Annotated in this window: 18 protein-coding genes and 1 pseudogene; 16 read left to right on the top strand and 3 right to left on the bottom strand. The window is 71.2% G+C overall.

The window, feature by feature from the left end; all coding sequences use genetic code 11:
- Positions 1-256: 256 nt before the first annotated feature.
- Both ACLLJJ_RS06505 and ACLLJJ_RS06500 read right to left on the bottom strand, forming a co-directional pair.
- Positions 257-787: pseudogene (locus tag ACLLJJ_RS06505) on the bottom strand (SDR family NAD(P)-dependent oxidoreductase); the annotation flags it as partial.
- A gap of 372 nt (positions 788-1,159) precedes the next feature.
- Entirely contained in the window at positions 1,160-2,962 is a 1,803-nt protein-coding gene (locus ACLLJJ_RS06500) for a glycoside hydrolase family 15 protein (protein WP_434588308.1), read from the bottom strand.
- Positions 2,963-3,356: 394 nt separating this feature from the next.
- Here ACLLJJ_RS06500 and ACLLJJ_RS06495 point away from each other — a divergent pair, with 394 nt between their 5' ends.
- The 13 genes from ACLLJJ_RS06495 (at position 3,357) to ACLLJJ_RS06435 (ending at position 18,104) form a co-directional block, all read left to right on the top strand.
- Positions 3,357-5,015, top strand: coding sequence for a CTP synthase (locus ACLLJJ_RS06495; protein WP_434588307.1), 1,659 nt, complete (start codon positions 3,357-3,359; stop codon positions 5,013-5,015).
- Between the two features lie 78 nt (positions 5,016-5,093).
- A complete protein-coding gene (locus tag ACLLJJ_RS06490; protein ID WP_434588306.1) occupies positions 5,094-5,720 on the top strand; it encodes an NUDIX domain-containing protein in 627 nt (208 codons plus the stop codon).
- A gap of 142 nt (positions 5,721-5,862) precedes the next feature.
- Entirely contained in the window at positions 5,863-7,899 is a 2,037-nt protein-coding gene (locus tag ACLLJJ_RS06485; protein WP_434588305.1) for a tetratricopeptide repeat protein, read from the top strand.
- Positions 7,900-8,045: 146 nt separating this feature from the next.
- A complete protein-coding gene (gene ald, locus ACLLJJ_RS06480; RefSeq protein WP_434588303.1) occupies positions 8,046-9,161 on the top strand; it encodes an alanine dehydrogenase in 1,116 nt (371 codons plus the stop codon).
- 380 nt (positions 9,162-9,541) lie between these two features.
- A complete protein-coding gene (locus ACLLJJ_RS06475) occupies positions 9,542-10,663 on the top strand; it encodes a ParA family protein (protein ID WP_434588302.1) in 1,122 nt (373 codons plus the stop codon).
- Positions 10,648-11,238 carry a hypothetical protein gene (locus ACLLJJ_RS06470; protein ID WP_434588301.1) on the top strand — a complete coding sequence of 197 codons (591 nt, stop codon included), beginning with the start codon at positions 10,648-10,650 and terminating at the stop codon, positions 11,236-11,238. Before ACLLJJ_RS06475 ends, ACLLJJ_RS06470 begins: the two co-directional genes overlap by 16 nt.
- A 62-nt stretch (positions 11,239-11,300) precedes the next feature.
- On the top strand, positions 11,301-12,398 hold the full coding sequence (locus ACLLJJ_RS06465) for a segregation and condensation protein A (protein ID WP_434588300.1): 1,098 nt from the start codon (positions 11,301-11,303) through the stop codon (positions 12,396-12,398).
- Positions 12,395-13,021, top strand: a complete 627-nt coding sequence (scpB, locus tag ACLLJJ_RS06460) for an SMC-Scp complex subunit ScpB (RefSeq protein WP_434588299.1) — start codon at positions 12,395-12,397, stop codon at positions 13,019-13,021. Before ACLLJJ_RS06465 ends, scpB begins: the two co-directional genes overlap by 4 nt.
- Positions 13,021-14,466 carry a pseudouridine synthase gene (locus ACLLJJ_RS06455; protein WP_434588298.1) on the top strand — a complete coding sequence of 482 codons (1,446 nt, stop codon included), beginning with the start codon at positions 13,021-13,023 and terminating at the stop codon, positions 14,464-14,466. Before scpB ends, ACLLJJ_RS06455 begins: the two co-directional genes overlap by 1 nt.
- A gap of 170 nt (positions 14,467-14,636) precedes the next feature.
- Positions 14,637-15,290 carry a nicotinamide riboside transporter PnuC gene (pnuC, locus tag ACLLJJ_RS06450; protein ID WP_434588297.1) on the top strand — a complete coding sequence of 218 codons (654 nt, stop codon included), beginning with the start codon at positions 14,637-14,639 and terminating at the stop codon, positions 15,288-15,290.
- Positions 15,287-16,366, top strand: a complete 1,080-nt coding sequence (locus tag ACLLJJ_RS06445; protein ID WP_434588296.1) for an AAA family ATPase — start codon at positions 15,287-15,289, stop codon at positions 16,364-16,366. Before pnuC ends, ACLLJJ_RS06445 begins: the two co-directional genes overlap by 4 nt.
- Entirely contained in the window at positions 16,363-17,100 is a 738-nt protein-coding gene (locus tag ACLLJJ_RS06440) for an NUDIX hydrolase (RefSeq protein ID WP_434588295.1), read from the top strand. Before ACLLJJ_RS06445 ends, ACLLJJ_RS06440 begins: the two co-directional genes overlap by 4 nt.
- Positions 17,097-18,104, top strand: a complete 1,008-nt coding sequence (locus tag ACLLJJ_RS06435; protein ID WP_434588294.1) for an ADP-ribosylglycohydrolase family protein — start codon at positions 17,097-17,099, stop codon at positions 18,102-18,104. The genes ACLLJJ_RS06440 and ACLLJJ_RS06435 overlap by 4 nt, the downstream gene beginning before the upstream one ends.
- Before the next feature lie 23 nt (positions 18,105-18,127).
- On the opposite strand, the gene ACLLJJ_RS06430 is transcribed toward ACLLJJ_RS06435, so the two are convergent.
- Complete coding sequence (locus ACLLJJ_RS06430) at positions 18,128-18,832, bottom strand: nucleotidyltransferase domain-containing protein (RefSeq protein WP_434588293.1); 705 nt, start codon at positions 18,830-18,832, stop codon at positions 18,128-18,130.
- Positions 18,833-19,027: 195 nt separating this feature from the next.
- On the opposite strand from ACLLJJ_RS06430, the gene ACLLJJ_RS06425 reads away from it, so the two are divergent.
- From ACLLJJ_RS06425 to ACLLJJ_RS06415, 3 genes are all read left to right on the top strand, one after another.
- A complete protein-coding gene (locus tag ACLLJJ_RS06425; RefSeq protein ID WP_434588292.1) occupies positions 19,028-19,471 on the top strand; it encodes a YidB family protein in 444 nt (147 codons plus the stop codon).
- A 91-nt stretch (positions 19,472-19,562) separates the two neighbouring features.
- Positions 19,563-19,925: a DUF1304 domain-containing protein gene (locus ACLLJJ_RS06420; RefSeq protein ID WP_434600321.1), complete on the top strand. Its 363-nt coding sequence runs from the start codon at positions 19,563-19,565 to the stop codon at positions 19,923-19,925.
- A gap of 7 nt (positions 19,926-19,932) precedes the next feature.
- Entirely contained in the window at positions 19,933-20,547 is a 615-nt protein-coding gene (locus tag ACLLJJ_RS06415; RefSeq protein WP_434600320.1) for a TetR/AcrR family transcriptional regulator, read from the top strand.

Below are 20,547 nucleotides of genomic sequence, written 5' to 3'. Positions count from 1 at the left end.
ACTGCCCGAAGAGTCACGGCGCTGCTCTCCTTCTCACCCGCTGCCGTCGTGTCTCATCTCAGGCGATCTGGCCCCAGTCTCAGATGAACCGGTCCGATTCATTCGCCCGTCTCGGATAATCTTGATCATTTACGGAGGGGGGTGAACGTCAGGTCGGTGCCGGTCAAGTCGCAGCTGGCCTCCCACAGACGTGCCGCGGTCGTGGTGTCGGTCAGGTGGGTCCAGACGGGTTCGACCCTGGGCGTACCGCGCAGTTGGGCCGGTAGTCGTGCGCGCTCTGGAGATCGTCGGGGTTCAGACGTTCGGACTTGGCGGCGAAGCTGCCGGTGGTGACGATCCGACTCCCCGGAGTCGCCGCGAGCAGGGAGGCCAGGTAGTGGGTCAGCGCGAAGTGGCCCAGGTGGTTGGTCGCGAACATCAGCTCGTGGCCGGCCTTGGTTTCGCGGCGTGGTGGATGGTCGAGCGCCACGCCGGCGTTGTAGACGACCGCATCCAGGCGGTCCAGCCCGAGCGCGTCCACGGATGCCTCCAATGAAGCAAGATCGGCCAGGTCCAACGGCACGTGCGTCACCTTCGCGCCGTGGATACGCGAGCCGATGGAGGCGATCGCGGCCTCGGCCTTCGACGCGTTGCGGCTACCGAGAGCAACCGTGGCCCCGGCGCCGGCCAGCTGCTCGGCGACGAAATACCCGATGTCCGCGTTGCCGCCGGTGACCAGGACGCGCTTTCCCTCGGCGGGTGGCAACCGGTGAACGTCCCACTGCGAAGCCTTGGGTACGAAGGGCATGGCGTGCTCCCGGAGCTCAGAGTGATCTGGAGGCGAGCGGGACCGCACCTTCACAGCCACTCACGCCCAGTCCCTACGGTCCCAGCGGCCGCCTACACCCCACCGACAGTTCGCTGTCCTCACCGACAGGCGACCGATACCGCGCGATGCCGGCGCGGACCCCGTGTCTTCCGAGGCGACCCCGCCGGTCGCCTCGGAAGACACGGGGTCGTGCCCTCGTCACGCACGCCGATGGCGACCGCGGGCGGTCCTGTACGCGAAGCGGGAAACCACTCGATCAAGAAGCATGGTTCTCACCCCCCGTGTCCTATCGCACGCGGTGGACATCCCCGGTGAGAAAAGGACACGGGAGCCGCGAACCTACGACGCGACTCAGCCGCCGTACGCTCCGCTCGCGGTCAGTCGCAGCGCCGTGTCGATCAGCGGCACGTGGCTGAACGCCTGAGGGAAATTCCCCACCTGGCGCTGCAGCTTGGAGTCCCACTCCTCGGCGAGCAGCCCAAGGTCGTTGCGCAGGCCCAGCAGCTTCTCGAAGAGGATCCGGGCCTCGTCGACCCGGCCGATCATCGCCAGGTCGTCGGCGAGCCAGAACGAACACGCCAGGAAGGCACCCTCGTCGCCCTCCAGGCCGTCCACGCCCGCGTCGTCACCGGACGTCGGGTAGCGCAGTACGAATCCGTCCTCCGTGGAAAGTTCCCGCTGGATCGCCTCGATGGTGCCGATGACCCGCTTGTCGTCGGGGGGCAGGAAACCCATCTGCGGGATGAGCAGCAGGGAGGCGTCCAGCTCCTTCGAGCCGTAGGACTGGGTGAAGGTGTTGCGCTCCGGGTCGTAGCCCTTCTCGCACACGTCGCGGTGGATGTCGTCGCGCAGATCGCGCCACTTCTCGATCGGACCGTCCGCGTCGCCGGACTCGATCAGCTTGATCGTGCGGTCGACCGCGACCCAGGCCATCACCTTGGAGTGCACGAAGTGGCGGCGCGGGCCGCGCACCTCCCAGATGCCCTCGTCGGGCTGGTCCCAGTGGTCCTCCAGGTAGCGGATCAGCTTGAGCTGGAGCAGCGCGGCGTAGTCGTTGCGCGCCAGGCCCGTCATGTGGGCCAGGTGGAGTGCCTCGGTCACCTCGCCGTACACGTCCAGCTGCAGCTGGCCCGCCGCGCCGTTGCCGACCCGGACCGGCCCCGAATTCTCGTACCCGGGCAACCAGTCCAGCTCGGCCTCGCCCAGCTCCCGCTCGCCCGCGATCCCGTACATGATCTGCAGGTTCTCCGGATCGCCCGCCACCGCGCGCAGCAGCCACTCGCGCCAGGCCCGCGCTTCCTCGCGGTAGCCGGTGCGCAGCAGCGACGACAGGGTGATCGCGGCGTCCCGCAGCCAGGTGTAGCGGTAGTCCCAGTTGCGGGAGCCGCCGATGTCCTCCGGCAGTGAGGTCGTCGGTGCGGCGACGATGCCGCCCGTCGGGGCGTAGGTGAGCGCCTTGAGGGTGATCAGTGAGCGGACCACGGCCTCGCGGTAGGGCCCGTGGTACGTGCAGTGGTCCACCCAGTCGCGCCAGAATTCGGCCGTGGCCTCCAGCGCGGCCTCGGGCTCGGGCAGCGGCGGCGCGTCCTTGTGGGAGGGCTGCCAGCTGATGGTGAAGGTGATCCGGTCACCGGGCGCGACGGTGAAGTCGGAGTACGTCGTGAGGTTCTTGCCGTAGGTCTCGGTGTCCGAATCGAGCCATACCGAGTCGGGCCCGGCGACGGCGACGGTGCGCGCGCCGACCTTGTGGACCCAGGGCACCACACGTCCGTAACTGAAACGCATCCGCAGCGCGGAGCGCATGGGCACCCGGCCGCTGACGCCCTCCACGATCCGGATCAGCTGGGGCGCGCCGTCGCGCGGCGGCATGAAATCGGTCACTCTGACCGTGCCGCGCGTGGTGTCCCACTCCGATTCGAGGATCAGTGAGTCCCCGCGATAGCGGCGGCGGGTCGCCGGTGGTGGCCCGGCGTCGGCCGCGTGCGCCGGGCCGACCCGCCAGAATCCGTGTTCCTCGGTGCCGAGAAGTCCGGCAAATGCGGCATGTGAGTCGAAGCGGGGGAGGCACAGCCAGTCGACCGAGCCGTCCCTGCAGACCAGCGCCGCTGTCTGCATGTCTCCGATAAGTGCGTAGTCCTCGATGCGCCCGGCCACGTGCAATCTCCAGTCGAACGGCCGCTGCTGCCCCCGTGGGGCACGTGCGGTCAGGGGATCTTCGACGAGCTCGTTCGGTCCCGGGAGCGGGCGGTGATGGTGCCTTCGCCGGCCGGCTCGCAGCGATGTGTCCGAGCAGGATACGACGCACCTCGGTGATCTGCGCGACCGTCTCGGCAACGCGAGTCCGCCGAACGGGTGAGCGGCAGGTGAGAGGCAGGTCGAACGCGGTCCGGCGCGTGGCCGGAAGCGTCCTCGTCTCGTCGCTGATACCCTGGTACCCCGTGGACCGGTGGGCAGAGAACCCCCGACCGCAGCGACGGCGCCTCCCGAATTCCGGGCCGGCGGCCGGTACGCACCCTCACCTCGCGACCACGGGAGCCCCCTCTTGGCGATGCCGCCCAAATCCATGACGACCAAGCACATCTTCGTCACCGGGGGTGTCGCCTCCTCCCTCGGTAAGGGCCTTACGGCTTCCAGCCTGGGTGCGCTGCTCAAGGCGCGGGGCCTTCGGGTCACCATGCAGAAGCTCGACCCCTACCTGAACGTCGACCCCGGCACGATGAACCCCTTCCAGCACGGTGAGGTGTTCGTCACCAACGACGGCGCCGAGACCGACCTGGACATCGGCCACTACGAGCGGTTCCTCGACGTCGACCTCGACGGCTCGGCCAACGTCACCACCGGCCAGGTCTACTCCACGGTCATCGCCAAGGAGCGCCGCGGCGAGTACCTGGGCGACACCGTGCAGGTCATCCCGCACATCACCAACGAGATCAAGCACCGCATCCGGCGCATGGCGACCGACGACGTCGACGTCGTCATCACCGAGGTCGGCGGCACGGTCGGCGACATCGAGTCGCTGCCGTTCCTGGAGACGGTCCGTCAGGTCCGCCACGAGGTCGGCCGCGACAACGTCTTTGTGGTGCACATCTCGCTGCTGCCCTACATCGGCCCGGCGGGCGAGCTGAAGACCAAGCCGACCCAGCACTCGGTGGCGGCCCTGCGCAATATCGGTATCCAGCCGGACGCCATCGTGCTGCGCGCCGACCGTGACGTACCGCTGTCCATCAAGCGCAAGATCTCGCTGATGTGCGACGTCGACGAGGCCGCGGTCGTGGCCTGCAAGGACGCCAAGTCGATCTACGACATCCCCAAGGTGCTGCACACCGAGGGCCTGGACGCCTACGTCGTGCGCAAGCTCGACCTGCCGTTCCGTGACGTGGACTGGCGGACCTGGGACGACCTGCTCGACCGCGTCCACAACCCGGACCACGAGGTCACCGTCGCGCTCGTCGGCAAGTACATCGACCTGCCCGACGCGTACCTCTCGGTCACCGAGGCGATCCGCGCGGGCGGCTTCGCCAACAAGGCCCGCGTCAAGGTCAAGTGGGTCGCGTCGGACGACTGCAAGACCCCGGCGGGCGCCGCGAAGGAGCTCGCCGACGTCGACGCGATCTGCGTGCCCGGCGGATTCGGCGACCGCGGTGTCAACGGCAAGGTCGGCACGATCACCTACGCCCGGGAGAACAAGATCCCGCTGCTGGGCCTGTGCCTCGGTCTGCAGTGCATCGTCATCGAGGCGGCGCGCAACCTCGCGGACATCCCCGACGCCAACTCCACCGAGTTCGACGCCGCCACCGCCCACCCGGTGATCTCCACCATGGAGGAGCAGCTGGCGTACGTCGAGGGCGCGGGGGACCTGGGCGGCACCATGCGGCTGGGTCTGTACCCGGCGAAGCTCGCCGAGGGCTCGATCGTCCGTGAGGCGTACGAGGACCTGCCGTACGTCGAGGAGCGCCACCGCCACCGCTACGAGGTGAACAACGCCTACCGCGCGGAGTTGGAGAAGAAGGCCGGCCTGGTCTTCTCCGGCACCTCCCCGGACAACAAGCTCGTCGAGTACGTCGAGTACCCGCGGGAGATCCACCCCTACCTGGTCGCCACCCAGGCGCACCCGGAGCTCCGCTCGCGCCCGACGCGCCCGCATCCGCTCTTCGCGGGCCTGGTCAAGGCCGCCGTGGAGCGCAAGACGGGCAGCGCGGCCCAGTAGGCAACAGGCGATACGGTTCCGGGGTGCGGGTCTTTCAGTAGACCGGCACCCCGGTTTTCGTTCGCTTGGAGGATGCACATGGCCATCGAGGACACTCCCGAGGAGTGGCAGGTCACCGCGACCATAACCCCCTTCACGGGGAACAAGACCAGTGTCCGCACGGACGATGTGGTCATGCCCGGCGGCGGTGTGGTCCGCCGCGACTACCAGGTCCACCCCGGTTCCGTGGCCGTCCTCGCCCTCGACGACTCCGGGCGTGTCCTGGTCATCCGTCAGTACCGTCACCCCGTACGGCACAAGCTCTGGGAGATCCCCGCGGGTCTGCTCGACGTGCCCGGCGAGAACCCGCTGCACGCGGCGCAGCGCGAGCTCTACGAGGAGGCACACGTCAAGGCCGAGGACTGGCGGGTGCTGACCGACGTCTTCACCACGCCGGGCGGCTGCGACGAGGCGGTCCGGATCTTCCTCGCCCGTGATCTCTCCGAGGCCGACGGCGAGCGCTTCGAGGTCGAGGAGGAAGAGGCCGACATGGAGCAGGCGCGGGTTCCCCTCTCGGAGCTCGTACGGGGCGTGCTCGCCGGGGAGTTGCACAACAACTGCCTGGTCGTGGGCGCCCTCGCGCTCACCGCCGTGCTCGGCGGCGAGGGTCTCGACGCACTGCGCCCGGCCGATGCCCCCTGGCCTGCCCGCCCGTTCGACGTATAGCGCCGCCGGTGAAAAAACGCTGATCCGATTGGGGGATGCCCCCGCCGCGCTCAACCCGGTTCGTCACGATGCGTGAACTACGCTCGGAGTTCCCGGCCGCAGTCGCGGCGGGCTTGTGCGCAGGCGGACGGGAGCGTGGCCCGTGACGGATCAGGCGGTGGACACCAGCGACACGGCGGCGGGTTCCGCGGCAGGGTGGGCGACGGGTGAATTCTTCGGCAGACAGCGCGAGCTGAAGGCGCTGCGCGCCGACATCGAGCGTGCCGGACTCGACACGATCTCCGGCCGCAAGGCACCCCGGGCCCGGGTACTGCTGATCGCCGGGCGCCCCGGTTCGGGGCGCACCGCCCTCGCCGGATCGCTCGCCGCGAGCCTGGCCGACACCTACCCGGACGGCGCCCTGCGCGCCCGGCTGACCACGCCGGGCGGCGAGCGTGTCCCCACCGAGCGGACCGCCCGCGCCCTGCTCGACGACCTGGGGATCGCGGCGCCGCCCGGGGCCGGCGAGGACGAGCTGTCCGAGATGGTCCGCGACGCGCTCTCCGTACGGCGCGTCCTGTTGCTCCTGGACGACGCGGTCGACGCCGAGCAGGTCGATCCGCTGCTGCCCGACAACTCGGACTGCCTGGTGGTCGCCACCTCGCAGGGACCGCTGACCGGGATCCCCGACGTCCGGCCGTGCAGCATCGGCGGCTTGGAGAGCGGCGCCGCCGTCGAACTGCTGGCCCGTTTCGCGGGCGCGGTGCGGGTCACCGTCGATCCGACGGCCGCCGCCGCGCTCGCCGAGGAGTGCGGGGGACAACCGGCCGCCCTGGTGCTGGTCGGCGGCTGGCTCGCGGTCCGGCCCAAGTCCTCGGTCGCCGATGTGACCAAGCAGCTGCACGACATGCCCCTCGACACGGCGCAGCCCACCGGGAGCAGGCCGCTGGCCCGCTCCTTCCGGTTCGTGTACGAGTCGTTGCCGCAGACGGCCGCGCGGATACTGCGACTGCTCGCCCTCGCGCCCGCCGGCCTCGCCGACGCGCACACCGCGTCCGCCCTGGCCGGCTGCTCGGTCTCGGCGGCCCAGTCGACGCTGGACGACTTCGCGGGGCTCGGTCTGCTCAGGCGCGACGGCGTGCTCTACGAGGTACCGGGCTGTCTGGCGCCCCTGCTGCGCGCCCTGATGGAGGACCGCGACCGGCCCGCCGAGGTGCAGTTGGCGCGGGCCAGGATGCTGGAGCGGACCGTGCGCCAGCTCCAGTCCTGCCGGGCGACCGCCGAGCCCGAGGGCTCGGCGGCCCGCAAGAAGATGGCGGGGCTGCCGCGCGCGTTGCGCTTCCCCAACGCCTTCACCGCCGCCGAGTGGCTGCGGATCCGGCAGGACGCGCTGCTCGCGTCGGCCCGGATCGCGGTCGAGGACGGCGAGCTCGACACCCTGGCCCGGCGGCTCGTCGCCGCCCTGGTGCGGGCACTGGCGGCCCACCGGGGCACCGAGGCGGCGGCCCCCGAGCTGTACGGGCTGCACCGGCTCGTACTCGCGGTGGCCGAGCGGTGCTCGCTGCACCGCGAGCAGGCAGCCGCACTGCTGAACCTCGCCGATCTGGACGCGCAGACCGGACGTACCCAGGACGCACTGGTGCGGTACCGGGCGGCCCTGGACGCCGGACGGGCCGCCGCCGACCCGTACGCGACGGCCCGCGCGATGGAATCCGTAGGCGGCGCGTACCAGGATCTGGGGGACTGGCCCCGGGGCGCGGACTGGTACGGCCGGGCGCTCGGGCAGCGGCTGGCGCGCGGCGAGCACGCGGACGCCGCGCGGCTCTACGGGCGACTGGGCACCGTGCACACCTATGCGGGGAGGTACGGCGACGCGCTGCGCGACTGGCGGGCCGCCGCGTCCGGTCACCGCCGACTGGGTGATCTCGCGGGCTACGCAAGGGCGTTGAGCGAAGTGGCCCGGGTGCAGGAGTACGCGGGGCGTCCCGAGGAATCGATGCGTACCTGCCAGGAGGCGGTGGAGTGGGCGCGGCAGGCCGGTGAGGTGCGGCTTCGGGCCGCGCTGCAGCTGCGACTGGCCGACACGCTCGACCGGCTCGGCGACCCGGCGGCCGCCCGGCTGCACCGGAGTGCTGCGGAAGCTTTGCTCGAAGAAGAGGGTTCTGCCTGCGAAATCCGTAGCGGTTCGGCGAGAGATTGATGCTTTGTAAGGCTAGACAGTCAGAAATCCTTCATTAGACTGGCTCCGCTGCGGCTTACTGCGGCGTACCCCGGACGTGCCCTACGTACCTGGGTATGTATGGCATTGACCGAATAAATCCCCTGAGCCAAGGACCGTGATCCATCGTGCTGGTCGGCATCCCCCGCGAGGTCAAGAACAACGAGTTCCGGGTGGCCATCACCCCCGCCGGAGTGCACGAGCTCGTGCGCCACGGCCACCAGGTGGTCATTGAGCAGAACGCCGGTGCCGGCTCCTCGATCACGGACGCCGAGTACGTCGCCGCCGGTGCGCGGATCCTGTCCACCGCCGACGAGGTGTGGGCCACCGCCGACCTGCTCCTGAAGGTCAAGGAGCCCATCGCCGAGGAGTACCACCGCCTCCGCAAGGACCAGACGCTCTTCACGTACCTGCACCTCGCCGCGGGCCGCGCGGTCACGGACGCCCTCCTGGAGTCCGGCACCACCGCCATCGCGTACGAGACGGTGGAGACCGCGAACCGCGCGCTGCCGCTGCTCGCCCCGATGTCCGAGGTCGCGGGTCGGCTGGCCCCGCAGGTCGGCGCCTACCACCTGATGCGCTCGGTCGGTGGCCGCGGTGTGCTCCCCGGCGGCGTCCCCGGCACGGCCGCGGGCAAGGCCGTCGTCATCGGCGGCGGTGTCTCCGGCTGGAGCGCCACCCAGATCGCCGTCGGCATGGGCTTCCACGTGACCCTGCTCGACCGTGACGTCAACAAGCTGCGCGAGGCCGACAAGATCTTCGGCACCAAGGTGCAGACGATCGTCTCGAACGCGTTCGAGCTGGAGAAGGCCGTCGTCGAGGCGGACCTCGTCATCGGCGCCGTTCTCATCCCCGGTGCGAAGGCCCCGAAGCTCGTCACGAACGAGCTTGTCGCCAAGATGAAGCCCGGAAGTGTCCTTGTCGACATTGCGATTGATCAGGGCGGTTGCTTCGAGGACTCGCACCCGACCACGCACGCCGAGCCGACCTTCATGGTCCACAACTCGGTCTTCTACTGCGTGGCGAACATGCCGGGTGCGGTGCCCAACACCTCGACCTACGCGCTGACCAACGCCACGCTGCCGTACATCGTGGAGCTCGCGAACCGTGGCTGGGTCGAGGCGCTGCGCCGCGACCCGGCACTCGCCAAGGGCCTCAACACCCATGACGGCCAGGTCATTTACCGTGAGGTGGCCGAGGCTCACAGCCTGCCGCACGTTGAACTGGGCACGCTCCTCGGCTGACCGGTCAACCCGGTTCGTCAACCTCGCGCATCCGGCCGGACCTTGCCGTGCAAGGGCCGGCCGGAGGCGTTTCCGGCGACTTCGCGGACACGCTCAACTAGCCCCGAACGTAACGCTTGACCCGTTTCGTGCACCCGCGAAACGTGCGGGTCGAGCCCCCGTTTCGCGCCCCCGCACCCTTGACAGAGGGGTGTTCGGTTGCCGACACAACGGGCCGGGTCCGGCGGATTGTGTTGCTGCGGACCGGTGACACGCCATAGAGTCGCCAACCGTCGGCATGGTGCCACGCTGACCTATCGATAAGTTTCCTGGTCACGTCCAAGGAGGTAAGACGACTTGTGAATGAGTCGACATTTACTCCCGGGGGTGGTCAGCCAGGAATGCCTGCACGGGGCCAGGGCCCATCGGGGCTCGAGGCTGTCGGCTCCGTCGCTGTCCGCACCTTCGCCACCCATCAGCACATGACGACAGCCCACCAAAGCATGGACGGCCTACACGTGAACGCCATGGCCGGCGACCAGAGTGGCGACAAGTCCACCACACGCTTCGCCGATTTCGACGAGGTGCCCGAAGGGCACTTCTACGATCCCGATGCCGAATACGAACCCGACCCCGAGTACGCGGCCACCCTCGCCCCCGACGCTGCACGCCAGCGCCGCGAGCGCATCGGCCCGACCGGACGGCCGCTGCCGTACTTCCCGATCCCCGGTCCGCTGACCTCTCACGGTCCCGCGCAGATCATCGCCATGTGCAACCAGAAGGGCGGCGTCGGCAAGACGACGTCGACCATCAATCTGGGTGCGGCTCTCGCGGAGTACGGACGGCGGGTGCTGCTCGTCGACTTCGACCCGCAGGGAGCCCTGTCCGTCGGTCTCGGCGTGAACCCGATGGAGCTCGACCTCACGGTCTACAACCTGCTCATGGAGCGGGGAATGTCGGCCGACGACGTGCTCCTGAAGACCGCGGTGCCCAACATGGACCTGCTGCCGAGCAATATCGACCTCTCGGCCGCAGAGGTGCAGTTGGTGAGCGAGGTGGCCCGCGAGTCCACGCTCCAGCGGGCGCTCAAGCCGCTGATGGCCGACTACGACTACATCGTGATCGACTGTCAGCCCTCGCTCGGTCTGCTCACCGTCAACGCGCTGACGGCCGCTCACCGGGTGATCGTGCCGCTGGAGTGCGAGTTCTTCGCACTGCGCGGTGTGGCGCTGCTCACGGAGACGATCGAGAAGGTCCAGGAGCGGCTCAATCCCGACCTGGAGCTCGACGGCATCCTCGCCACGATGTACGACTCCCGCACGGTCCACAGCCGTGAGGTGCTCGCCCGAGTGGTCGAGGCCTTCGACGAGTACGTGTACCACACGGTGATCGGACGGACCGTCCGCTTCCCGGAGACCACGGTCGCCGGTGAGCCGATCACGACGTACGCCTCCAACTCGGTCGGTGCGGCCGCTTATCGTCAGCTCGCCAGGGAGGTGCTCGCCCGGTGTCACGCCGAGTGAGTCTGCCGGGCGCCGACGAACTGTTCCGCACGACCGGGGGCATGGCGCTGCAGGGTTCGTCCCCGAGGCGGCCGGCCAACGGTGAGCCGCGGGTGCCGGCGCCGGCGGGGGAGAGCGACTCGGCGGCGGAGCAGTCCGACGCGCCGTCGTCCTCGCCCGCCAGGGCCGGCGGCGGTGCGGAGCACGCCGCGGCCGACGCGGAGTCGGACGGGCATCGCAGCCGGGCCGCGGACGGCGGTCAGGCCGCCCAGGCCCGGCGCCAGCAGGAGAGCCAGCAGCAGGCGCAGCAGCAGCGTCCCGCCGGGCAGCCGTCCGGCGGACAGCCGCGGCGGCGCGGCGGGCGCGGGGCGAACAGGCGGCCTAGTGGCCGCGAGCGCCACGACGAGAAGATCACGGTCTATGTCTCGGCCGAGGAACTGATGGACCTCGAACACGCGCGGCTGGTGCTGCGCGGCGAGCACGGGCTCGCCGTGGACCGCGGGCGGATCGTCCGTGAGGCGGTCGCGGTGGTCCTCGCCGACCTGGAGTCGCGCGGCGACGCGAGCATCCTCGTACGGCGCCTGCGCGGGCGCTGACCGGCCCGGCGGTAGCCTGCGCGCTACCCCTGCCCGTCTTTTTCCCCGCACCCTGGACCGCGATGCCGCCCACTGACCCCGCCGAGCCCGTCGGCGCCCCCCGCCGCCGTCTGGGGGGCGGCCCGGGCGTGGTCCGTCCGCCCCGTCCGCCGGGGGCGCCGCCCGACGGCGCGACCCCGGGGGCGGAATCTCCCGAACCCGACGGACCCGTGGCGCCGGAGCCGCCGGTGCCCGCCGACGCCGGTCCCGTCGCGCCCGCCGAGCCGGCTGCCGCACCCGCCGAGCCGCCCGCACCGGTGGTGACCGCCGGGCCGCCCCTGCCGGCCGTTCCCGTACCCACCGATCCGCCGGTACCCGCCGAGTCAGGCGACGGGCGGTTCACCGTGCGGCTGGTGAACTTCGAGGGTCCCTTCGACCTGCTGCTCCAGCTCATCTCGAAGCACAAGCTCGACGTCACCGAGGTCGCGCTGTCGAAGGTCACCGACGAATTCATGGTGCACATCCGTGCGATGGGCCCGGACTGGGACCTCGACCAGACCACCGAGTTCCTCGTCGTCGCCGCCACCCTGCTCGACCTGAAGGCCGCGCGGCTGCTGCCCACCGCCGAGGTGGAGGACGAAGGGGACCTCGCGCTCCTCGAAGCGCGGGACCTGCTGTTCGCGCGGCTCCTCCAGTACCGCGCGTACAAGCAGATCGCCGACATCTTCCGCGAGCGTCTGGAGGCCGAGGGCCGCCGCTACCCGCGCACCGTCGGCCTGGAGCCGCACCATGCCGCGCTGCTGCCCGACGTCGTGATCAGCATCGGCGCCGACGGCTTCGCCAGGCTCGCCGTGAAGGCGATGCAGCCCAGGGCCGAGCCGCAGGTGTACGTCGACCACATCCACGCCCCACTGGTATCTGTGCGGGAACAGGCGGACGTCGTCGTGGCGCGGCTGCGGGAGGTCGGCGCAGCGAGCTTCGCGACGCTCACCGAGGACGCCTCCGACACCCTGACGATCGTCGCCCGCTTCCTGGCGCTCCTGGAGCTCTACCGGGAGAAGGCCGTCGCCTTGGACCAGGAGGAGGCGCTGGGGGAGCTCATGGTGCGATGGACGGGCGGCGAGACGGCGCGGCCCGTGGTGACGGACGAGTTCGACCAACTGGTGGAGGAGACGGCGTGAGCGAGCCCGGCACGGTCGCGGATCTCGACCTCAGACCCGCCCTGGAGGCGGTCCTCATGGTCGTCGACGAGCCCGCGACCGAGGAACACCTCGCCAAGGTGCTGGAGCGGCCCCGCCGAGCCGTCGCCGACGCCCTGCGCGAGCTGGCCGACGAGTACGCCGAGCAGGCGCGCGGCTTCGAGCTGCGGCTGGTGGCCGGCGGGTGGCGGTTCTACACCCGGCCGCGGTACGCGGCGGCGGTCGAGGCCTTCGTACTGGACGGTCAGCAGGCCCGGCTCACCCAGGCCGCCCTGGAGACTCTCGCGGTCGTCGCGTACCGCGGTCCGGTCGGTCGATCAAGGGTCTCCGCCGTACGCGGTGTGAACTGCGACGGTGTGATGCGGACCCTCCTCCAGCGGGGTCTGATCGAGGAGGCGGGCGCGGAACCCGAAACAGGTGCGATCCTGTACAGGACGACGAACTACTTTCTGGAGCGGATGGGCCTGCGTGGCCTGGACGAGCTCCCGGAGCTCGCGCCCTTCCTCCCCGAGGCGGATGCGATCGAGGCCGAGACACAAGAGGGTGTGCCGTCGTTCGATCCGGACGCCCCGGACACCGACGCAGACGACAAGACGGATTTTTGATGCGAAGCAGCGGCAGGAACAGCGGAAGCAGCGGCAACGACCGGAACAAGCGGGGTGCCGGCGGCGGTCGCGACGACAACCAGGGCCGCATCGACCGCCCCCGCCCCGAGGAGCGCCGTTACGACGTCGGCGGTGCCGGTTCCTCCGACGGTGACAGCCGCAGGGGCGGCGGCGGCACCGGCGGCGGTGGCCGCGGCGCGGCCCCGCGGGGCGGCGGCCGTGGTGGCGCCCCGTCCGGCGGCGACAGGGGCCGTGGCGGCCCGCAGTCCGGCGGCCGTGGTGGCGCTCCTTCCGGTGGTGGCCGCGGTGGAGCCTCGTCCGGTGGCGAGCGGGGCCGTGGTGGCCCCCAGTCCGGTGGTGACAGGGGTCGTGGTGGCGCCCAGTCCGGTGGTGACAGGGGTCGTGGTGGCGCCCAGTCCGGTGGTGACAGGGGTCGTGGTGGCGCCCCGTCCGGTGGCGAGCGCGGCCGTGGCGGCCCCCAGTCCGGCGGCAGCCGCAGTGGCCCCCAGGCCGGCAGTGGCCGCGGCGCGTCCGCGCGCGGCGGTGCCAAGGGCGGTCCCAAGACCCCGCAGAGCGGCAACCGCATCGGTGGCGGCCCCATCCGCGGCTCCCGCACCACCCCGGCCCGCCCGCGCGAGCTCGACGCCAAGATCGAGGAGCGCAACCGCGAGCGGCACGACAAGCCGCTGGTTCAGACCCCCAGGACGCACCCCGGAGCCGAGCAGGAGGGCGAGCGTCTGCAGAAGGTCCTCGCCCGTGCCGGCATGGGATCGCGCCGCGCCTGCGAGGAGCTGATCGAGCGCCGCCGTGTCGAGGTGAACGGCGAGGTCGTCACCGAGCAGGGCAAGCGTGTCGACGTGCACAAGGACGAGGTCAAGGTCGACGGCCTGACGGTCTCCACCCAGTCGCACCTCTTCTTCGCGCTGAACAAGCCCGCCGGCGTCGTCGCGACGATGGGCGACCCGGACGGCCGCCAGAACCTCGGCGACTACGTGAACAACCGTGAGACGCGTCTCTTCCACGTGGGCCGGCTGGACACCGAGACCGAGGGCATCATCCTGCTCACCAACCACGGCGAGCTGTCCCACCGGCTGACCCACCCGAAGTACGGCGTGAAGAAGACCTACCTCGCCGCGATCCAGGGACCGCTCCCGCGCGACCTGGGCAAGCGCCTCAAGGACGGTATCGAGCTGGAGGACGGGTACGCCCGCGCCGACCACTTCCGCGTCGTCGAGAACGTCGGCAAGAACTACCTGGTCGAGGTGACCCTCCACGAGGGCCGCAAGCACATCGTGCGCCGCATGCTCTCCGAGGCCGGTTTCCCCGTCGAGAAGCTCGTGCGGACGTCCTTCGGGCCGATCCCGCTCGGTGACCAGAAGTCCGGCTGGCTGCGCCGTCTCACCAACACCGAGGTCGGCATGCTGATGAAGGAAGTCGGCCTGTAGGCCGCACCTTCCGAGAAGCCGTGAGGCTGTGAGGCCCCCGGCCGGTTCCTGTTCGCACAGGAACCGGCCGGGGGCCTTTTCACGCGGCGGTTGCCGTGTTCGCCGCGATTACTGCTTGTGCCGCGGACCGCTCCCCCTTTATAGTCACTGTGACCATTAAGGGGGTGGGCGTGAGTCTCGCAGACATACTCGAACCACTCCAGCAGCCGTTGGTGACCGTCCTGGACACCCCGGTGAGCTGGACCGAGGTCCTCGGCTTCGGCAGCGGGGCGCTCTGCGTCTGGCTCGTCGCCCGCCAGCACATCGCCAACTGGCCGATCGGCATCGCCAACAACCTGTTCTTCATCCTGCTGTTCACCCAGGCGGGCCTGTACGCCGACGCCGGCCTGCAGGTCGTCTTCATCACCCTCGCCGCCTACGGCTGGTGGACCTGGACCCACGGGGGTGGACCAGGCTCCACCGCCCTCCCGGTACGGCGCACGAGCCGCACCGAGTGGACCTGGCTGCTGGCGGCGGGGGCGGTGGGGACACTCGCCCTGACGCTTGTCCTCGACCGCGCCACCGACTCCACCGTCCCCTTCTGGGACGCCCTGACGACCGCCCTGTCGCTGACCGCGACGTACGGGCAGTGCAGGAAGCGCGTCGAGTCGTGGTGGCTGTGGATCGCGGCGGACGTGGTGTACGTGCCGCTCTACGCCTACAAGGGGCTCTACCTCACCTCCCTGCTGTACGTCGGCTGCATGGCGCTCTGCGTCATGGGGCTGCGCAGCTGGCGCCGCGATCTGGCCCCGCGGTGGCCCCGGACCGCGGAGGCGGTGGCATGACGACGTACAAGCACGCGCTGGTACTCGGGAAGTTCTATCCGCCGCACGCGGGCCACCACCACCTCGTCCGTACCGCGCTGAGCCGCTGCGAGCGGCTCACCGTCCTGGTGTGCGCCTCCTCCGCCGAATCCGTCCCGCTCGCGGACCGGGTGGAGTGGATGCGCGCCGTGCACCCGGACGCCGATGTCGTCGGCGCCGTCGACGACATTCCGGTCGACACCACCGACCCCGACGTGTGGGACGCGCACATGGCGGTCTTCCTGGCCGCCGTGCCCGCCCCCGTCGACGCCGTCTTCACCTCCGAGGCGTACGGCGACGAGCTCGCTCGGCGCTTCGGCGCGGACTCCGTGTGCGTCGACCCGGAACGCACGGCCCACCCGGTGTCGGCGACCGCCGTGCGGGCGGACCCTGTCGGCCGCTGGGACTGCCTGGAGCCGCCGGTACGGGCCGCCCTCGCCCGGCGCGTGGTCGTGCTGGGCGCCGAGTCCACCGGGACCACGACCATGGCGCTGGCGCTCACCGAGCACTACCGGGCGCGCGGCGGCGTCTGGGCGCGGACCCAGTACGTACCGGAGTACGGGCGGGAGTTCAGCGAGCGGAAGCTGGCCGCGCTGCGCGCCGAGCGGCCCGACGCGGACTGGGCGGACGTCACCTTCACCTCGGCGGAGTTCCCGCTGATCGCCCAGCGGCAGACCGACGACGAGGACGGCGCGGCCGGCGCGGGCTCGCCCGTGCTGTTCTGCGACACCGACGCATTCGCCACCACGATCTGGCACGAGCGCTACCTGGGCGGCCCCAGCCCCGAGGTGGCCCGGATCGCCGCCCGGGGCGGGCGGCATCTGTGGCTGCTCACCGACCACGCGCGCGTGCCCTTCGAGGACGACGGGCTGCGCGACGGGGAACACCTGCGGCCCTGGATGACACAACGGTTGCGCACGGAACTCGCCCGTACCGGGCGGCGTTTCGTCACCCTCGGCGGACCGCACGAGGAGCGCCTGGCGGAAGCTGTCGCCGCCGTGGACGCGCTGCTCGCCGAGGGCTGGGGCTTCACCGATCCACTTCCGGAGAAGCGATGACCGGCGCACAGGTGCCCGAGGGCTACGATCCGCACGCCTTCGCGCCCTTCGCCGTCACCGTCGACCTGGCCGTCTTCACCGTGCGCGACGGGCGCCTGCACGTCCTGCTGATTCAACGGGGTCAGGCCCCCTACGCCGGGGCGTGGGCGCTGCCCGGCGGCTTCGTACTCCCCAACGAGTCCGCCGAACTGGCGGCCCGGCGCGAGCTGGCCGAGGAGACCGGTCTCTCCCCGCGGTCCGCTACCGCGCTCCACCTGGAGCAACTGCGCACCTACAGCGAACCGGACCGCGACCCGCGGATGCGGGTCGTCTCCGTCGCCTACACCGCGCTCGTCCCCGGCCTGCCGGAGCCACGCGGCGGCGGCGACGCGGCGCACGCCCAGTGGATGCCCGCGGACGCGGCGCACGAGCTGGCCTTCGACCACGCGGGCATCCTCGCCGACGCGCGCGAGCGCATCGGGGCGAAGCTCGAATACACCTGCCTGGCCACGGAGTTCTGCCCGACCGGCTTCACGCTGGGGGACCTCCAGCAGGTGTACGAGACGGTCTGGGGCGTGCCCCTGGACCGGCCCAACTTCCGGCGCAAGGTTCTCGCCACCGCCGGTTTCGTCGTACCGGTGGAGGGCGCCCCGCGCCGTACCGGGGGGCGCGGCAAACCGGCCGCCGTTTACCGAGCGGGCTCCGCCACCGCACTGCATCCACCACTTCTGCGCCCGGAAGGACGATCCGCATGAATACGAAGCAGGCAGCCACCGGCTCGCTGATAGGTCTCGCGCTCGGGGACGCGCTGGGATTCCCGACCGAGTTCAACGACGTACCGGGGATCCTCGCGAAATGCGGGCCGTGGCGCGAGATGGAGCTGCCCAGGCCCGCGACGGTCACCGACGACACCCAGATGACGCTGGCGCTGGGCCGGGGGATGCGGACCGCGCTGGAACGCGGTGGGCTCGCGCCGCTGCGGATGGCGCGGCCGGTGCGCGAGGAGTTCGTCGACTGGTTCCACTCGCCCGAGAACAACCGCGCCCCCGGGCGCACCTGCCTGGTCGCCTGCGAGAGGCTGGACAGCGACCTGCGCTGGCAGGACGCCAGCGAGGTCGGCTCCAAGGGGTGCGGGGCCAACATGCGGGTCGCGCCGGTCGGCCTGGTGCCGGGTCTGAGCGCCGGACAGCGGGCGGGGGCGGCCCAGTTGCAGTCCGCGCTCACCCACGGCCACCCGACGGCGCTGGCGGCGAGCGATCTGACGGCCCACGCGGTGTACCTGCTGGCCCAGGGCGCGGAGCCGACCGGCCTGGTGGGCCTCCTGCGCAGCTACGCGTACGAGAACCGCACCCGCTACGACCACCACTGGCTCGGCGACCTGTGGACCCGCTCCCACGACGCCTCGCCGGAGGTCTTCATCGCCCGGGGCTGGGACGAGTGCCTGGCGGTCCTGGAGCGGGCCGCGGACGCGCTGCGCACGCCGTCCCCCGAGACCGACCCGTGCCTGGCGACAGGCGAGGGCTGGATCGCCGAGGAGGCCCTGGCCACCGCCCTGCTGTGCTTCCTGCTCTTCCCGCAGGAGCCGGTCACCGCTCTGCGCCGGGCCGCCTGCACCAAGGGCGACTCGGACTCGATCGCCTGCCTCACGGGGGCCTTCGCGGGGGCGCATCTGGGGGCGGCGGCTTGGCCCGAGCGGTGGGCCGAGCGCATCGAGTACCGGAGCGAGCTGCTCGCGCTGGGTGCGCTCTGGGACCGTTGAGCACGGTGAACCGAAGCCGTTGGTCAGCGGGCTGACGCCCGGCGCGTCCGGACCAGGAAGTCCTCGACCCTCGCCCGGTCCGGCTCCCGCGGCAGCGGGCTGTTCGGCTCGGCCCTGTCGGCCGCTGCCGCGGCGCGCTCCATCCAGCGCTGCACCTCCGGCCACGCGACCTCGCCGCGCCTGACCGCGAGCAGCCGCTCGCGGTCGTCGCCGACGTCGAGCGTCAGCTCGCCGGTCCGCAACAGGTCGCGGCAACTGCCCAGCAGCCGCAGCAGATGCGTGGCGTGCTTCCAGCGCGGGGCGCCGTACTGCCGGACGTCCGCGTCCAGTTTCCCGCGCTGGCTCGCCGCGTACCGCACGAAGGTCCGATGGGCCTGTCTGGACAGGAACGCGCCGCGCAGGGAGAGCAGTTCCTCGCCGGTCGCGTCGATGCGCTCCACGAGCGGGGAGTGCAGGCACTCCAGGATGTTGGGATTGGCCCGCAGGGCCAGCTCGCAGTAGCGCTCCAGCTCCCAGGAGAACTGCTCGTCGGCGGGGCCGTCCACATGCGTCGGCGGCTTGTCGAAGCGCCAGAACAGCGGGGTCGGAGCGAGGAACACGCCGCGGCGGTCGGTGTCGCTGGTCTCCGTCGCGAGGCCGAAGGCGCGCGAGCCCATCACGCAGGAGTAGACGGTGTGATGGCGTACGAGATCTTCGGGTGTCGGTACGGACGCGGGCGGCGGCATCATGGGCCGGATTGTGCCGCAGTCCATCAGGCGGATCGAATCACTTTCCACCGAAGCGGCCTCGACGGGCAGTTCGCGGACAGTGCGCGGGCGGTCTCCACGAGTGGCGACTTCACCCTGTTTGGGAAGAATTGGGCTGGTCCGATGCCGGAAGTCCCGCACGGCGTGGCCCGGCTGCCCTCTTCGAAAGGCAGAACCATGGCAGGGAACGACCTCGGCAGCCTCCTGGGCGGTCTCCTCGGCGGCAGCGGCAGCGGCAGCGGCGGCGGGACGGGCGGTGGTGCGGGGAACATCCTCGGCGCGCTGCTCGGCGCACTCGGCGGCGGCAAGAACGGCGCGAGCGGCGCGGGCGGCAACCCCCTGGAGGGGCTGATGGGGATGCTGACCAAGTCCGGCCTGACCGACCAGGCCCAGTCCTGGGTCGGCACGGGCGAGAACCAGTCCGTCAGCGGCCCGCAGATCGCCGAGGCCCTGCCGGACGAGACCCTGCGGAAGGTCGCGCAGGACACGGGCGTCTCCCCGCAGGAGGCCGCCGATCAGATCGCGCGGTCACTGCCGCAGGCCGTCGACGAGCTGACCCCCGGTGGGGCGGTCCCGCGGGGCGGTTCGCTGGAGGACCTGATCAAGCAGCAGCGGCTCTGACGGTCCGCCGCTGGGCTCCGGCCGGCGCCGCTCCGATTTCCTGTACAGTCGTCCAGAAAATTGGAGCGGCAGTCGGACCGGAGGCATGCAGATGCAGATCGTGGCCCACGTACTGGTGGCGTTGGTGGCCGTCGTCCACACCTACTTCCTGGTGCTGGAGATGTTCCTGTGGGACACCCCGCGCGGCCGGAAGGTGTTCTCCACCACGGCCGAGTTCTCGAAGGAGAGCGCGCCGCTCGCCGCGAACCAGGGCCTGTACAACGGATTCCTCGCCGCCGGCCTCTTCTGGAGCCTCTTCGCGAGCGACCCCGTCTCCTTCCAGACCCGGATCTTCTTCCTGATCTGCGTGATCGTGGCCGGAGCGTACGGCGCGGCGACCGTGAACCGGCGCATCCTCCCGGTGCAGGCGGTGCCCGCCGCCGTCGCCCTCGGGTTCGTCCTGGCTGCGGGCTGAGCACGTGGTGGCGGTCGCGGGCAGCAAGGACCCCCGTACGGCACGCACGCGTGGCCGGCTCCGCGAGGCCCTCCTCGCGGCGTGCGAGGAGCAGCCGCTGGAGCAGGTCGCCGTCGCCGACGTGGTGCGCCGCGCGGGCGTGGGCCGGGCCACCTTCTACCTGCACTACGACGACCTGCACACGCTGGCCGTGGACGCGTGCGCCGGCCTGGTGCGCGACGCCGTCGACGCGCTGCACGCCTGGGAGACGCCGCCGGGCCCCGAGCGGCCCCCCGGCGCCCTCGTGGACCTGCTGGACGCGGTGCGCGCGCGGGCGGCCGTCCACCGGAGCCTGCTGAGGCCGGGCGGCGGCGGCCCGCTCGGTGAGCTGCTGCATGAGGAGCTCATGCGGCGCAGCCTCGCGGAACGGCGACAGCGGCGGCCGGGTGGCGGCGACGCGGACGAGGCCGTCGCGAGCGCGGTCGCCGCGCTGTTCACCGGGGTGCTCGCCGACTGGGTGCACGGCCGGGTCGCGGGGACACCGCCCGAGCTCGCCGCCCGCGTCTGGCGGATGCTCGTCGCGCTCCAGGCGTCGCACGGCCGTGTCCCGCCCCACGAGGCGTCTCACCGACAGAACGGGTGA

Source organism: Streptomyces sp. A5-4 (assembly GCF_051131715.1).
Lineage (GTDB): Bacteria > Actinomycetota > Actinomycetes > Streptomycetales > Streptomycetaceae > Streptomyces.
Note: the sequence above shows the minus strand (reverse complement) of the source record. Positions and strands in the feature narration are given on the sequence as shown.